The sequence below is a fragment of the Algoriphagus iocasae genome, from assembly GCF_014206875.1.
GTDB classification, from domain to species: domain Bacteria; phylum Bacteroidota; class Bacteroidia; order Cytophagales; family Cyclobacteriaceae; genus Algoriphagus; species Algoriphagus iocasae.
Genome location: NZ_JACIJO010000002.1, coordinates 1,057,454 through 1,072,003, shown reverse-complemented (window position 1 = coordinate 1,072,003; position 14,550 = coordinate 1,057,454). Strand labels below are relative to the sequence as shown.

Genomic DNA, 14,550 nt, shown 5'->3' with positions numbered 1-14,550 from the left:
TCACAAAACCACCAATCATGAAAAAGATTCTATCCGTTTTCACCTTTCTTCTTTTCATTCAACTTTTCGCTTTTGCGCAGGAGGAAGAATCAATAGAAGTCACAAGAGATCCATTGAAGTTTGAAAAAGCCATGTCTGGTACTTTCAATGGTCAAAAAGTAGACTACAAAGCAGTGGTGAGTGAGACATTTCTCCGCAACAGCAAAGGAGAAGTGACCGCTGGAATGTGGAGTACTGCTTACATCCGAACTGGTGTAGATTCTTCCAAAAGACCCGTGACCTTCATTTTTAATGGAGGCCCAGGTTCTGCTTCCGTTTGGTTACACATGGGATTTTTCGGCCCTAAAGTTGTCAAGACAGATTCCGATGCGAGTGTTGACGATGGGTCGGCTCCTTACACTTTTGTGGATAATCCACAGGCTCTTCTTGACATTACTGACTTGGTGTTTATCGATCCAATAGGAACTGGATTTAGTCAGGTGGAAGGAGTAGGTAAAAATGAGGATTTCTGGAGTCTGAATGGAGACGCGAGATCGATTGCCCAGTTTATGAGAATCTGGGTAACTCAACATGGAAGATGGCAAGCACCGAAATTTATTGCAGGTGAGAGCTTTGGCACCACCCGTGCTGCGAAAATCGCCGAAGTGCTTGAAGGTGGTGGTCAGACCATGGCAATCAATGGAATTGTCTTGATTTCTCAAGCTCTTGATTATGCAGGTTCGTCTTCTTGGGAAGATAATATCACTTCCTTTTTCACTTATTTGCCTTCCATGGCTGCTACGGCTTGGTACCATAAAAAAGCAGGTTCGGGCAAAACTCTAGAAGATTTTGTACAGGAAGCCAGAGACTTTGCTTACGGTCCCTATCTAACAGCTTTATACAAAGGCGAAAAACAAAGTGAAGCTGAGAAATCCGCAATTGCGGATAAACTGGCCTATTTCACAGGGTTAGACAAAGCTTTTATCCTCAGATCAGATAATCAAATTCTGATGCATCGCTTCAAGAAAGAATTGCTTCGAGAAGAAGGACAAGCGATCGGAACCTTAGATGGTCGCTACTTTGCGACAGAAACTGATCAAGCAGCTGAAGGTCCGGTTTTAGGAGACCCAAGTAGCTACATGACTGGTGCTGCTTATACTGCTGTTTGGAATGATTTTCTTACCCGAGAGTTGGCCGTAAAAATGGAGCGCCCCTATTATTCATCTGCAGTGGGAATGGGAGGAAACTGGAATTGGAAACCGGTGCCGGATGGAGCTTATTGGGAACCAAGCTATGTGAGCACAGCGAGATCACTCAGTGAGGCAATGCATAGAAATACGGCGATGAAAGTGATGGTTGCGAATGGATATTACGATTTGATCACTCCGTTTTTTGACGCCGAGTATACGTTTGCAAGACATGATTTCCCACAGGAGAGAATAGAAATGAAGTATTACGAAGCGGGCCATATGATGTATAATCATCAGGAAGATTTTGACGCACTGTCAAAAGATATCCGGGAATTCCTGACAAATTTGATCCGATAATCAAGAAGGCTTGAACTTTTAAGTCTCAAAATCCGATTTGGAATAAAGAATAAAATTAATCACCATGCAAAAACCTGATTTCAACTTAGAAGAAGTCAATAAAATCATCCGTGGACGTAGATCCATGTTTGTCGCACAATTCAAAGAAAATGATCCTGTAGAGGATAGCATCATTGAGGAAATGCTTGAAAACGCCAGATGGGCACCAACACATAAATTGACTCAGCCTTGGAGATTCATCGTCTACAAAGGGGAAGGATTAAAAACCTTCGGGAAATATCAGGCAGATATGTATAAAATGAGAGCCGAAAAGAACGGGACTCCATTTTTGGAAGCTACTTACAATAAGTTTTTAGATAATCCTCAGAAGGCGTCTCATGTCATTGCCATTTTGATGAAGAGATCTGAAGGCATTCCTTTGATGGAAGAAATTTCAGCAGTGGCAATGGCCGTACAGAACATGTATTTAACAGCCTCTGCGCATGGGCTTGCTGCTTATTGGGGAACAGGCGGACCTACTTTCTGGCCTGAGGCAAGAGAAGATTTTGGACTGGAAGGAGAGGATATGCTGATGGGATTTTTCTATGTAGCCAAACCTGCGGTAGAAAATTGGCCAATGGGAAAAAGAGATTCCATGGATGAAAAAGTCGCTTGGATTACAGAATAAAATAAATAAAAGAGCCTGACTCGAAAACAAATTAGTCAGCCTGAGCGGAGTCGAAGGCTTGATTTATCCAATCAAATCACATTTTAATTCCGCACAGGTTGACAAAAGAAAAGGCAGATCAGTAGATCTGCCTTTTTTGATTCGATTGATTCAGGAAATTAGAATCCTACATAAGCAGGAGGCTCAGCTCCCTGAGTTCTGATGTAAGCGACTGCAGATCCATTGTGATGTGAAGTATGATCCATCAATAATGCTGCAACTTGTCTTCTTGAAACGGTATTGCCAAAGACCTCAATTTTTTCACCAGCATCTTCAGCAGACAATGCAGCTAAGGTTTTCTTACCATAATCAAAGCATTTGCCAACGTAATCAGCTAGTTCTGCTCGGGTTGCGGTTTCTAAATTGATCTCAAAGCCCGGATCAGTTCCTTTCAAAAAGCCCTGTGAAATTCCCACAATTGCATTTCCGACATGGTGGATTTGCTCTTTAAAGGACATTGCAGCTGGATCTGTTTTGTAATCCATCCCTGAATCCGGCATTTTATCCAGGATATCAAGTGTATACTTTTTAGTATTATCCCACTTGGCCATAAACTCCTCCATCGTGGTCTGGGCATTTACAGCTCCCGCTGCAAGCACTAAAAATGAAGCTAAAACAGCTCCGGTAAGTAATCGTACTACCTTTTTCATGGAATATAGGGTTTGGTTCTTTTGTTAAATTTCATCTATTATCCCATCATTTCAAACCTATTGTCTAATTTTAAACCATGCGTAAATATCTTTTGTATATACCTATGGCATTAGGTTTAGCAGCATGTGGGGAAAGTTATCTCCCAAAACCTCCGGGATACAACCGGATTGACTTGCCTGCTCATCAATTTCAACATCTCCAAGAAGGCTATCCATACCAATTAGAATATTCTGCCCACAGCCAAGTGGAAGCGGACTCTTTTAATGTGGAGGAAGATGAATGGATTAATTTACACTATGTGGATTTTGGTGCAAAAGTGCATTTGACTTATAAAAGAATCGGCGATGGGGTAAGCTTTAGAAAACTTTCCAGTGATGCTTTCCAACTGACAGCCAAACATCAAATCAAAGCTTATGGAATTCAGGAGTCCGTTGCTGTCACTCCTGAAGGGTATACCGGTGTCATCGCAGAATTAACTGGAGAAGTACCTACGCAGTTCCAGTTTTTTGTCACAGATTCTACCAAAAATTTCTTAAGAGGAGCACTTTACTTTAATACAGCGATGAAAAATGATTCGCTAGCTCCTGTGATAGAATACATCAAGGTGGACATGGCCCACCTGATGAATTCCGTTAAATTTCAAGAATAATTAATTCAGCTTTTTCCAGGATCTAATAATAATTACCCCGCCAGCTACAGAAATAGCAGCGGCTATAAATCCGCTCAGGATATTTCCGTAAATAAAGAATCCTGTAGAGAACAATGCTGAGTAAATCATCACAGCACCGATTACCATCAGGCCGATTTCTTTTGGAAGTTGGCCCATTACCTGCTTCTCAGCCGGATATCTGTCCAACACTTTTTTCCATCCAAAGGCTGCTGGAGTGACTTTTCTATAAAAGGAAAGTAAAACTTCATCCTTTTCAGGTCTGGTTAAAAACGTAACCAATAACCAGCCCACGGTAGTAATACTTACACTATAAATCAATTTCAAATAAGCCTGATTTTCTGGGATCAAAATCCAATTGACTTTTGGGTTGATCACCTCAAAGAAAATCGCTACCACAAAAGAAATCGCCATGGCAGAAATCTCGGTGAATGCATTGATTCTCCACCAGAACCATCTTAAAATAAAGATCAAGCCCGTTCCAGCACCGATTTGCAAAAGGATATTGAAAGCATCCAAAGCAGAAGAAAGTGCCAAAGCCAATAGGGCAGATAGTGCCATTAACAAAACGGTAGAAATTCTACCTACAGATACCAATTCCTTGTCAGAAGCTTCTGGCTTGACAAATCTTAGGTAAAAGTCATTCACGATATAAGAAGAGCCCCAGTTAAGGTGCGTAGAAAGCGTGGACATTACCGCAGCAATCAAGGATGCCAAAACAATACCTATCAAACCTGTTGGCAGGTAAGTAAGCATGGCTGAATAGGCCAAATCATCACCTAATTTATCTGCAGGGATATCTGGAAATGCTGCCTGCAAGTCAGAAATCTGAGGGAATATCACCAAAGATGACAAGGCAATCAAAATCCATGGCCAAGGTCTCATCGCATAGTGTGCAATGTTAAAGAACAAGGTTGCACCGATAGCATTCTTTTCATCCTTAGCAGAAAGCATTCGCTGGGCGATATATCCTCCACCTCCAGGCTCTGCACCTGGATACCAAGTTGCCCACCACTGGATGGCAATTGGCATGATAAATAATGGAATGTAAACGTTTGGATCGGTGAAATCAGGCAGGAAATTTAATTTATCCGCTACATTCTCATGCGCCAATAAGTTATTTAATGAACCGATTTCCGGTAGATCTAAAATGAAATACGCAGCTCCAAAAGAACCGATCATGGCAATAAAGAACTGGAAGAAGTCAGTTAATAAAACACCTTTCAATCCACCCAAGGAACTATAGACCACAGTCACAATTGATGCAATCAACAAAGTTTGTATGGGACTTAAACCCAACATCACACCACCGATTTTGATCGCTGCCAAAGAAACGGTAGCCATGATCACCACATTGAAAAAGACACCAAGGTAAATAGCCCGGAATGCTCTTAAGAATGCAGCACCTTTTCCGGAATATCTCAGTTCGTAAAATTCCAAATCGGTAGTCACTTCAGATCTTCTCCAAAGTTTGGCATAAACAAAAACAGTCAACATACCCGTCAACAAGAATGCCCACCATGCCCAGTTACCGGCTACACCGTTTTTACGAACGATGTCTGTCACCAAATTAGGGGTATCCGCAGAGAAGGTCGTTGCAACCATTGAAACTCCCAAAAGCCACCAAGGCATATTTCTTCCAGAAAGGAAAAATTCTTTAGCGGAACTACCTGCTTGTTTAGCTGTAAAAAGACCTATCAAAAGGGAAATGACAAAGAAGGCGGCAATGATGCCCCAATCAATGGCGGTTACATTCATAATTATGGGTTTTTAGAATTCATTTTTCTCATTTTTTTTAAAAATGAAAAGAACTTAATTAATATTTTTTACTAATGTATTTAATTTTTTTAATCTGGATATAATATTGGCATGATTTAGCGGTAAAAAGAAAAAATTTAGTGGTTTCAAATTGAATTTTATCTCCTTGACCAAATGTCTTAGCTTCCAAGTAAAGTTTCTCAAAAATTTTGAAAACTAATTTCCTGTGAATTTTTCAGGACTAAATCCAAGGAAAGCCGGCCATGAGGTCGGCTTTTTTTATTTCGAACTTTTTAATTTTTGGAGATGAATTAGCTTTGCAGGATGAAAATGGAGCAGATCTCAGCTATTCTTAACCAATACAGCTTTTTAGAAGGGAAAAAGTATCAGTGCAATCCATTTGGATCCGGTTTGATCCATGGCACTTACCTGATAGAAAGTCCCGATTCCAAATTTATCCTACAGGAGTTTAATAATTCAGTTTTTAAGTACCCTGAGAGAATCGCCCACAATCATTTTATCATGGGAGAAAAAGGGGATGTCTCCAAACTCCCTTTTGCGCTACCACTTCCTAGACTGAACAATTCCGGGGATTCATTGACAAATTTCGAAGGAAAACTTTTCCGTCTTTTTGACTTCGTCAAAGGTGTGACACTTCAGGAAATCCAAAATTCAAATCAAGCCCACCTTGCCTCAAAAGCCTATGGGACATTTGCATTTTGGGGAAAAGAAATCCAGGCAGATGAAATGCAGGAATCCATCCCGAAATTCCATAGACTGGAGTGGCGGTTTGAAAATCTTGAAAAAGCCGCAAGTGAAGCAAAATCAATAGAAAAGGAAGAAAAAGAGATCTTGGATTTCTATCTAAGTCAAAAAACACTTGTCGAATCCTATAAAGAATTTTTAGCCAGTTGCCCACAAAGAATCACTCATAACGACACCAAGATCAACAATTTGATTTTTGAAGAAAGCCTGGAAAAAGTAGCAGCAATTATTGATTTGGACACGCTGATGGGAGGGCTTCTTTTATATGATTTTGGCGACCTTGTCAGGACCGTCGCATGTGGAGAACAAGAAACAAGTCTGAATTGGGACAATCTGGCTATCAGGCCTGCTATTTTTGAAAAATTACTCACAGGATATTGGGAAGGAATCAAAGATATGGCAACCATTGAGGAAGCCAAATCCCTATTAATAGCCGGAGAAGTTATGACCTGTATTATGGGATTACGGTTTTTTTCGGATCATCTGCAGGGAAATATTTATTACAGAGTTCAATACCCTGAGCAAAACTTACATCGTGCAAAAAACCAGATGATCTTTTTAAAAAGTCAGCAAGAGCAAAGAGCTCTTTTGAAAAACATCTGGAAAAATATCACAGGATTGTAAGATTGAATTGAGACATTTCCCGTCAATTCTATTGGCATTTGGCCTGACTGGTTTTAATTTGCTTTTTCCCTAATCATAATCCCTCTTGTCTGGAATTTTTGACACCAAAATTGAATTTCTGAAAGGAGTCGGTCCTCAGCGTGCCGCTCTGATCAATAAGGAATTGAATATTTTTATCTATGGTGAATTGATCCAACACTACCCATTTCGATACGAGGACAGAACGCGATTTTTCAAAATCCGTGATCTCAATCCTGATTTGGAGAATGTGCAGATTATTGCAAAAATCCAGAAAGTGGAACTGATTGGCATCGGAAACAAAAAGAGACTTGTAGCTCATGTGGCCGATGAAACCGGGGAGATGGAAATGACATGGTTTAAGGGTATCCAATGGGTTCAGAAAAAATTACCTACTGGGGCGGTATATATTTTCTTCGGCAAACCTGCCCGATATGGAAGTAAATGGAGTATTGCACATCCAGAAATGGAACCACTGAGCTCAGCCAATGAACAGAGGAATAACTTTCAGCCGGTGTATTCCACCACAGAAAAGTTGAGAGCCCGATTTCTGGATTCACGAGGCATTTCCAAAATCATGGAAGTGCTGGTACATGCTTGTTTTCCTCATATCAACGAAACACTTCCAGCAGAAATCCTTCATCAATACCAACTGATCGGCAAAAAAGAAGCGATCCAGCAAATTCATTTCCCCAGTAAACCAGAGCTGCTTCATCGGGCTCGCAAACGTCTGAAGTTTGAAGAATTCTTTTTTCTTCAGTTGAGGCTATTGATGCTGAAAGCAACGCGAACGGAAAAATTCAGAGGACAATCCCTAGGCAATACAGAATTACTGACAGATTTCTATCAGAACCATATCCCCTTCGAACTGACGAATGCTCAAAAGCGGGTGATCAGGGAGGCTTTCGCTGATATGAAATCCGGAAAGCAGATGAACCGCCTGATTCAAGGTGATGTAGGAAGCGGAAAAACCATGGTCGCTTTTATCTGCATGTTGATCGCGATTGGTTCCGGAGCACAAGCCTGCCTGATGGCACCAACAGAGATTTTGGCCAATCAGCATTATGAAGGACTAAAGGAATATGCGGATATGATGGGAATGGAGATTGAAATTCTTACAGGTTCAGTAAAAAAATCTAAGCGGAAAGCCATCCATGAAAAACTACTTTCTGGAGAATTAAAAATTCTCATCGGAACACATGCGTTGCTGGAAGATGTGGTGCAATTCCAAAATCTTGGGTTGGCGATAGTGGACGAGCAGCACCGATTCGGCGTAGCTCAGCGAGCCAAATTATGGGCAAAAAATGAAGATTCTATCCCACATGTTTTGGTGATGACTGCCACTCCTATTCCCAGAACATTGGCGATGACACTCTACGGAGATTTGGATGTGTCGGTCATTGATGAATTACCTGCAGGAAGAAAACCGATCCAGACAGTTCATCGATACGACAAGGACCGTCTAAAAGTCTTTGGTTTCATCAATGAGGAAATCAAAAAAGGAAGACAGGTTTATATTGTCTATCCTTTGATCGAGGAATCTGAAACATTGGATTTAAAAAATGTCATGGATGGCTTCGAAAGCATTTCCCGGGCTTTTCCAAATTATCCAATAAGCATCGTGAATGGATCCATGAAGCCGGAAGCGAAAGACTATGAAATGCAACGCTTTGTCAAAGGCGAAACCAAAATCATGGTTGCTACAACCGTCATCGAAGTTGGAGTGAATGTGCCGAATGCTTCGGTTATGGTAATCGAAAATGCTGAGCGTTTTGGACTTTCCCAACTCCATCAGCTAAGAGGAAGAGTGGGAAGAGGTGCAGAGCAAAGCTATTGCATCTTGATGAGCAAGTATGAGCTATCCAAAGAAGGACGTGTCAGGTTGGAAACAATGGTTCGGACCAATGATGGATTTGAAATCGCTGATGTGGATCTGAAGCTTCGAGGTCCAGGAGACTTGATGGGCACCCAACAAAGTGGGATAACCGATTTATTGATTGCGGATTTAAGCAAAGATGCTCCGATTTTGACTTTGGCTAGAGATGCCGCTCAGCAATTATTAGCTCAAGATCCTAGTTTGAGTTTACCGGAAAATGCACCAGTATTAAGGCAAGTGAAGCAACAAAAGAAAACTGCTGTGAACTGGAGCAGGATTTCTTGATTATTTTTTTTTCTTAAATAAAGAGCCTATTCTTCTGAAAATTTGCTTTTCCTTTTCCCAGAAGAAATTAAACTGCCCAAAAAGAAACCCATAAATCAGTAAGAAAATCTGATAGAGAGGAAGCACAAGCAAGAGATAAAGAATGGTATTCCAAAAGCCTCCTTTTTCCACTCCAAAAAAATCCAGTATAGGTGCTTTTATAAAAAGGATGGTAAAACCTGTACAGGCAAAAACCACCAAAACCAAGACCACCTGAAAAACACTTTTCAACTGCCACTTGGCTTGAAGTCTATGAAGGAAACCAGGGCGGTCTTTTGGTTTTGACATAAGCAAAAATAAACAGAATGATTCTAAATAAAAGAGGCTGTCTCATAATTGGTTTTTGTCACATTGAGCACTTGAGAGACGAGAGTCTCGAAATCGAAATGTCTGTTATTTCGATTCTAAAGGCCTTCGACTCCGCTCAGGCAGACAAATTTTAGACTTTTGAGACAACCTCCATATTTTACCAGGAAAAAACTCCTGAATTCAATTTTTGCAATGCTGCATTTTTAAAATTCGCATCCACAAGTAGTGAAACGTTATGTCTACTACCTCCATAAGAAACCATTCTAACAGGAATATCTTCCAAGGAATCCATCACTGCTTTGATGACTCCTTTGGTTTCAGAAATCTGGTTACCTACGATGCAGACAATCGCTTGATTCTTATCTACCTCCACAGAGCCTAAAGTATCCAACTCTGCCAAGATTTGATCTAAATGACTTAAATCGTCAATCGTAACTGATACAGCCACCTCAGAAGTAGTGATCATGTCAATTGGCGTCTTGTACTTTTCGAAAATCTCAAATACTCTTCTTAAGAAACCATAAGCCAAAAGCATTCTGCTAGACTTAATTTTAATCGCTGTAATACCATCTTTCGCAGCAATGGCTTTCACACCAGTAGTATCTACTTCAGCTTTGATTAATGTTCCATGGGCTTCTGGCTCCATGGTATTCAGCAACTTCACAGGCACATTGTACAATTGAGCAGGCCAAATAGAGGCAGGATGAAGGATTTTTGCTCCGAAATAAGCTAACTCCGCTGCTTCGTCAAATGACATTTCGGCGATAGGACGAGTTTTATCTACGATTCGAGGATCGTTATTATGCATTCCATCGATATCTGTCCAGATTTCACAAGCGGAAGCTTGGATAGCAGCGGCAACCAAAGAAGCAGTATAATCACTACCTCCACGCTTTAGGTTATCCACTTCATTACGATGGTTTTTACAGATATATCCTTGGGTCACAAATATTCTTGCTCCTGAATGTTCTGCCAAAATCGCTTTTAGCTTTTCTGAGATCTTGCCTAATTCCGGCTCCGAATTCTCATCGATACTCATAAAGTCCAATGCAGGAAGGAAAACCGCAGGAATTTCCAATTCTTCCAAAAGCGTATAGAACAACTTCGTAGAAAGCAATTCTCCCTGAGCTAAAATATCTCTGTTGATCGCCTCGTTAAAAGAGATTTTCAATAGAATATTCAAAAACTCAAAATGTTCTTTGATGATATCTTCCGCTTTGGCGCGAGCTGATTCAGTTTTAAGAAGCTCTTTATAAAACACCAAATAATGAGCATGAAGCGTATCGATTCTTTCTTTGGCCAAATTTTTATCTCCAGCTGCAAGTGCCTCCCCGATGCCCACCAATGCATTGGTAGTGCCAGAAAGGGCAGAAAGAACAACAATAGTAGGTTCATCACCTCTGGTGATTAGGTCTTTCACCAGGTGCATTCGCTCGGGGCGACCCACTGAGGTCCCTCCGAATTTCATGATTTTCATAAGGTCAATAAAATAGGTTAATAGGTTTTTGTCTTAGAATCCCAGCATTTTTATGGCTGTGATGGCAGCTTCATCGCCTTTGTTGCCATGCTTTCCGCCGGCACGATCTAGAGCTTGCTGTTGTGTATTTGGTGTCAAAACACCGAAAATTACTGGTTTATTGTACTTGAGGCTGACATTTGTAATTCCATGTGCGACTGCGTCACAGATAAAGTCAAAATGTTTGGTTTCTCCTTGGATTACGCAACCCAAACAAATCACTGCATCAATGTTTTCATCCTGTGCCATCCACTGAGAGGCAAGAGAAAGCTCAAAAGATCCAGGTACATTTTTTCGGATGATATTTTCCTTTTTTGCCCCGTGAGAAAGCAAAGTTTGCAAAGCGCCTGAATACAAGGCTTCAGTCACTTCTTCGTTCCATTCTGAAACGATGATGCCAAAAGTTTTGGAACTGATATCTGTGATATTCTTGGAAGAATGATCACTTAGGCTTTTTAAAGAAGTTGCCATATTGATGGTTTATTTATTTTTAAAACAAAAAAAGAGTAAGACTTTTGGCCTTACTCTTCTCTTTTGTATGCTTTTTTTAAAGCAGCATTATTGAGCGGCAAGGCCTTCTAGGCGCGCCTTGTGTTTTCGTGCTGCAGAATACTCGTAAGATTCGAAATATTTCTCTTCGATCTCTCCATAAGCATCAATCGCATTTTCGATTTGACCCGCTTCTTCATAAGCAATCGCCAATTTTGACAAGTACTTAGGAGTAAAGAATTTATTCGGCTCATAAGAAGTTGCTTTCTTAAAGAAAGAAATCGCCTGATCGTTATTTCCAAGTTCTAAATAAGCATCCCCAATCAAGGAATAAGCTTGAGCTTGGATCAAGTAATCATCTGCAGAGAACTGCTCTAATTCTGAAATTGCCTCATCAAACTTTCTTTCTGAAAGATAGATAGAACCAATGTAGAAATGCGCCAAGTTAGCAGCATCAGTTCTTGGATACTCATCCACAATAGTCAAGAAACCAGAGTTGATTCCGTCACCTTTCAAAGCAAATTCTACAGAATCCTGCTCGTAATAATAAACTGCCTGGAACATTTCTGCCTGAGCAGCTTTGTTTTGATTTTGGGTGTTGAATTGGAAAAACAGAATTCCACCGATCAAAATAATCGCGGCGATCAATACGCCTCCCAATACTTTACTGTTTTTCTTTAAAAAAGCTTCACCTCTGTTTAATCTCTCTGCAATCTCTTCTGGATTCTCCAAGATATCTTGCTGATGATGAGGATTTACTTTTTTGGATTGTTTCGTTGCCATGTTACTCAAATTTCGACCGCAAATATACGCTTTTTATGAATTACACAAAGTCAAATAAAAAAGCCATGAAGCATTTGTAACTTCATGGCTTTCTGAACAATGCTTTTTTTCGATTATTCCATCACAAATGGATAGTCTTCCTGAACATAAACGTCCTTGAAAGCATCCATTCCGTCAGGCCAAGGGGATTCTTCAGCGAATTTCACCGCATCTGCCACTTTTTTCTTTACCCGATCCACGATCTCAGAAATCTCTTCTTCAGTCAAAATTTTATTTTCCTTGATGGTAGATAAAACCTGCTCGATCGGATCGCGCTGCTTGTATTCTTCTACTTCCTCTTTGGTTCTGTATTTCTGAGGATCTGACATAGAGTGACCTTTGTATCGGTAAGTTCTCATTTCCAATAGTGTCGGTCCATCTCCTCTTCTTGCTCTTTCCGCTGCTTCAGCCACTGCTTCATGCACTGCTTCTACATTCATTCCGTCTACTGCGAAAGAAGGCATGTCGTAAGATTCTCCAAGTGTAGACAAATCATCTACGTTTGAGGATCTTTTTACAGCAGTACCCATCGCGTAGCCATTGTTTTCGATCACAAAGATGACCGGAGTTTTATAAAGCATCGCTAGGTTTAAAGCTTCGTGAAAAGCTCCCTGACGCACAGCACCATCACCCATATAAGTAATGCAAAGATTTTTAGTGCCCTGATATTTTTCAGCGAAGCCAATTCCAAGACCCATTGGCACCTGAGCACCTACGATCCCGTGACCTCCCATGAAATTTCTTTCCTTATCAAAAATGTGCATGGATCCACCTTTACCTTTGGTAGTTCCTGTTGCTTTTCCGAACAATTCCGCCATCACCGCTCCCGGATCAGTTCCGAGTCCAAGTGGATGAGCGTGACATCTATAGGCAGTGATCCACTTATCATCTTTCGTCAAAGCTGAAATCGCTCCAGATGCACAAGCTTCCTGGCCAATATATAAATGACAGAATCCTCTGATTTTTTGCTGACCATAAAGTTGTCCAGCTTTTTCTTCGAACCTCCTCATTAAGAGCATGCTTTCATACCAATAAGAGTAAGTTTCTTTCGAATATTTTACTTTAGACTTAGTCGCTGCAGTTTTCTTTGCCATATCGTAATGATCAAAATATGCTATTTTAGGCCTCAAATATAATCATCCCGACCTAAATATCAGGCTGTCGCCAAAATAATTCACCAATCTCATGTACCTCAAGTCTCTGGATCTCCTTCAATTTAAAAACCATGAGAAGACCCAACTGGAGTTTTCAGCCCAGATTAATTGCATCGTCGGACTGAATGGAAGTGGAAAAACCAATATTCTGGACGGCATTCACTATCTATCACTTACCAAGAGTGCTGTCCAGTCCAGTGACAGCCTTAATGTGCAGCATGAAAAAGACTTCTTTGCAATTAAAGGTCAGTTTGAGCTTGCCGAGAAACCTTTGGAAGTCAGATGTACGGTCGAGCTAGGAAAGAAAAAGCTTATTTACCAAAATGGAAAAGCCTTGGACAAAACCTCCGAACATGTGGGGCTGATTCCATTGGTTTTAATCGCGCCAGATGATACAGATCTAATTAAAGGAGGCAGTGATGGAAGGAGGAAGTTTTTTGATGGGCTTTTGTCCCAACTGGATAAAAACTATCTCCACCAGCTGATTCGATATCACCACTTTCTCAAACAGAGAAATGCCTTATTAAAGCAATTTGCAGAGACAGGAAGACGGGATTTCACTTTGTTGGATAGCTATGATGCGGAGTTGATCGAATTGAGCAGAACCCTGTCAAAACGGAGAAATGAATTACTTCAAGAAGTAGCACCTCTTTTGCAAAGTCACTATGCCGATATTTCTCAAGGTCAAGAGCATGTAAGCATCGTTTATGATTCGGAAGCAATCCGGGAGGATTTCGAGAGTTATTTCAAAAACCTTCGAAAAAAAGATCTGATCACTAAAAACAGCAATGCAGGAATTCACAAAGATGATTTCAACTTTCTCATTGGAGATCATCCGATCAGAAAAATCGGAAGTCAGGGCCAACAAAAGTCTTTTATTATCTCCTTGAAATTAGCTCAGTTCAAAATCTTCGAAAAAGAAAAAGGCGAGAAACCCCTTTTATTGTTGGATGATATTTTTGATAAATTGGATGATTTGAGAATTGCCAAAATGATGGAGCTCATCTCTCAGCATACTTTTGGGCAAATATTTTTGACAGATGCCAGACCAGAAAGGTCAAAGAAAATATTGTCAGAAATAGATTCTGACGTGTCATTTTTCAGCTTGGAAAAAGGAAAAGTAATTCAATAAAAAAGAGGCCGAAGCCTCTTTTAAGATTAATTCTCTATTTTTTTATCTCTAGAGAATATACCCTTCAATACATCTGCACCTTTTTTAAAAACGATTACAAAAAGAAAGACAAGGAAAAGGAAAATTAGAGCTACAACTAGTAAGTAGAAAAAAGTCGCCATTTTTTGAAAGTTAATCCCTAAAAATAATCATCCAAATCAGCAAGATCAATAC

13 protein-coding genes are annotated in these 14,550 nt (G+C 40.4%); 6 read left to right on the top strand and 7 right to left on the bottom strand.

Annotated features, from left to right (window positions below):
- Positions 1 to 17 precede the first annotated feature (17 nt).
- Both FHS59_RS11985 and FHS59_RS11980 read left to right on the top strand, forming a co-directional pair.
- Positions 18 to 1,526: a S10 family peptidase gene (locus FHS59_RS11985; protein WP_184495378.1), complete on the top strand. Its 1,509-nt coding sequence runs from the start codon at positions 18 to 20 to the stop codon at positions 1,524 to 1,526.
- Between the two features lie 64 nt (positions 1,527 to 1,590).
- Positions 1,591 to 2,193 carry a nitroreductase family protein gene (locus FHS59_RS11980; RefSeq protein ID WP_184495377.1) on the top strand — a complete coding sequence of 201 codons (603 nt, stop codon included), beginning with the start codon at positions 1,591 to 1,593 and terminating at the stop codon, positions 2,191 to 2,193.
- 158 nt (positions 2,194 to 2,351) lie between these two features.
- Here FHS59_RS11980 and FHS59_RS11975 read toward each other — a convergent pair whose 3' ends face one another.
- A complete protein-coding gene (locus FHS59_RS11975) occupies positions 2,352 to 2,882 on the bottom strand; it encodes a DinB family protein (RefSeq protein WP_184495376.1) in 531 nt (176 codons plus the stop codon).
- A 77-nt stretch (positions 2,883 to 2,959) separates the two neighbouring features.
- Between FHS59_RS11975 and gldD the strand changes: the two genes are divergently transcribed.
- On the top strand, positions 2,960 to 3,532 hold the full coding sequence (gene gldD, locus FHS59_RS11970; RefSeq protein WP_184495375.1) for a gliding motility lipoprotein GldD: 573 nt from the start codon (positions 2,960 to 2,962) through the stop codon (positions 3,530 to 3,532).
- Here gldD and FHS59_RS11965 read toward each other — a convergent pair whose 3' ends face one another.
- Entirely contained in the window at positions 3,533 to 5,308 is a 1,776-nt protein-coding gene (locus FHS59_RS11965; protein WP_184495374.1) for a sodium:solute symporter family protein, read from the bottom strand.
- A 330-nt stretch (positions 5,309 to 5,638) separates the two neighbouring features.
- Here FHS59_RS11965 and FHS59_RS11960 point away from each other — a divergent pair, with 330 nt between their 5' ends.
- Positions 5,639 to 6,697 carry a phosphotransferase enzyme family protein gene (locus FHS59_RS11960; protein ID WP_184495373.1) on the top strand — a complete coding sequence of 353 codons (1,059 nt, stop codon included), beginning with the start codon at positions 5,639 to 5,641 and terminating at the stop codon, positions 6,695 to 6,697.
- Positions 6,698 to 6,782: 85 nt separating this feature from the next.
- Entirely contained in the window at positions 6,783 to 8,876 is a 2,094-nt protein-coding gene (gene recG, locus FHS59_RS11955) for an ATP-dependent DNA helicase RecG (RefSeq protein WP_184495372.1), read from the top strand.
- Here the strand turns inward: recG and FHS59_RS11950 are convergent, their stop codons facing one another.
- The 5 genes from FHS59_RS11950 to pdhA all read right to left on the bottom strand — a co-directional run bounded on the left by FHS59_RS11950 (position 8,877) and on the right by pdhA (position 13,145).
- Complete coding sequence (locus tag FHS59_RS11950; protein WP_184495371.1) at positions 8,877 to 9,203, bottom strand: DUF6787 family protein; 327 nt, start codon at positions 9,201 to 9,203, stop codon at positions 8,877 to 8,879.
- 178 nt (positions 9,204 to 9,381) lie between these two features.
- Positions 9,382 to 10,701: an aspartate kinase gene (locus tag FHS59_RS11945; protein ID WP_184495370.1), complete on the bottom strand. Its 1,320-nt coding sequence runs from the start codon at positions 10,699 to 10,701 to the stop codon at positions 9,382 to 9,384.
- A 33-nt stretch (positions 10,702 to 10,734) separates the two neighbouring features.
- Complete coding sequence (gene ribH, locus FHS59_RS11940) at positions 10,735 to 11,211, bottom strand: 6,7-dimethyl-8-ribityllumazine synthase (protein ID WP_184495369.1); 477 nt, start codon at positions 11,209 to 11,211, stop codon at positions 10,735 to 10,737.
- Between the two features lie 87 nt (positions 11,212 to 11,298).
- Positions 11,299 to 12,012: a tetratricopeptide repeat protein gene (locus FHS59_RS11935; RefSeq protein WP_184495368.1), complete on the bottom strand. Its 714-nt coding sequence runs from the start codon at positions 12,010 to 12,012 to the stop codon at positions 11,299 to 11,301.
- A gap of 113 nt (positions 12,013 to 12,125) precedes the next feature.
- Positions 12,126 to 13,145 (bottom strand): pyruvate dehydrogenase (acetyl-transferring) E1 component subunit alpha, encoded by a 1,020-nt coding sequence (pdhA, locus tag FHS59_RS11930; RefSeq protein ID WP_184495367.1) that lies wholly within the window; start codon positions 13,143 to 13,145, stop codon positions 12,126 to 12,128.
- Between the two features lie 91 nt (positions 13,146 to 13,236).
- On the opposite strand from pdhA, the gene recF reads away from it, so the two are divergent.
- A complete protein-coding gene (gene recF / locus FHS59_RS11925) occupies positions 13,237 to 14,337 on the top strand; it encodes a DNA replication/repair protein RecF (RefSeq protein ID WP_184495366.1) in 1,101 nt (366 codons plus the stop codon).
- Positions 14,338 to 14,550: the final 213 nt, after the last annotated feature.

Excerpts from the sequence above, each read along its gene's own strand:
- FHS59_RS11985 (WP_184495378.1), top strand. The coding sequence starts at position 18 with ATGAAAAAGATTCTATCCGTTTTCACCTTTCTTCTTTTCATTCAACTT.
- FHS59_RS11980 (WP_184495377.1), top strand. The coding sequence starts at position 1,591 with ATGCAAAAACCTGATTTCAACTTAGAAGAAGTCAATAAAATCATCCGT.
- FHS59_RS11975 (WP_184495376.1), bottom strand. The coding sequence starts at position 2,882 with ATGAAAAAGGTAGTACGATTACTTACCGGAGCTGTTTTAGCTTCATTT.
- gldD (WP_184495375.1), top strand. The coding sequence starts at position 2,960 with ATGCGTAAATATCTTTTGTATATACCTATGGCATTAGGTTTAGCAGCA.
- FHS59_RS11965 (WP_184495374.1), bottom strand. The coding sequence starts at position 5,308 with ATGAATGTAACCGCCATTGATTGGGGCATCATTGCCGCCTTCTTTGTC.
- FHS59_RS11960 (WP_184495373.1), top strand. The coding sequence starts at position 5,639 with ATGGAGCAGATCTCAGCTATTCTTAACCAATACAGCTTTTTAGAAGGG.
- FHS59_RS11950 (WP_184495371.1), bottom strand. The coding sequence starts at position 9,203 with ATGTCAAAACCAAAAGACCGCCCTGGTTTCCTTCATAGACTTCAAGCC.
- FHS59_RS11945 (WP_184495370.1), bottom strand. The coding sequence starts at position 10,701 with ATGAAAATCATGAAATTCGGAGGGACCTCAGTGGGTCGCCCCGAGCGA.
- ribH (WP_184495369.1), bottom strand. The coding sequence starts at position 11,211 with ATGGCAACTTCTTTAAAAAGCCTAAGTGATCATTCTTCCAAGAATATC.
- FHS59_RS11935 (WP_184495368.1), bottom strand. The coding sequence starts at position 12,012 with ATGGCAACGAAACAATCCAAAAAAGTAAATCCTCATCATCAGCAAGAT.
- pdhA (WP_184495367.1), bottom strand. The coding sequence starts at position 13,145 with ATGGCAAAGAAAACTGCAGCGACTAAGTCTAAAGTAAAATATTCGAAA.
- recF (WP_184495366.1), top strand. The coding sequence starts at position 13,237 with ATGTACCTCAAGTCTCTGGATCTCCTTCAATTTAAAAACCATGAGAAG.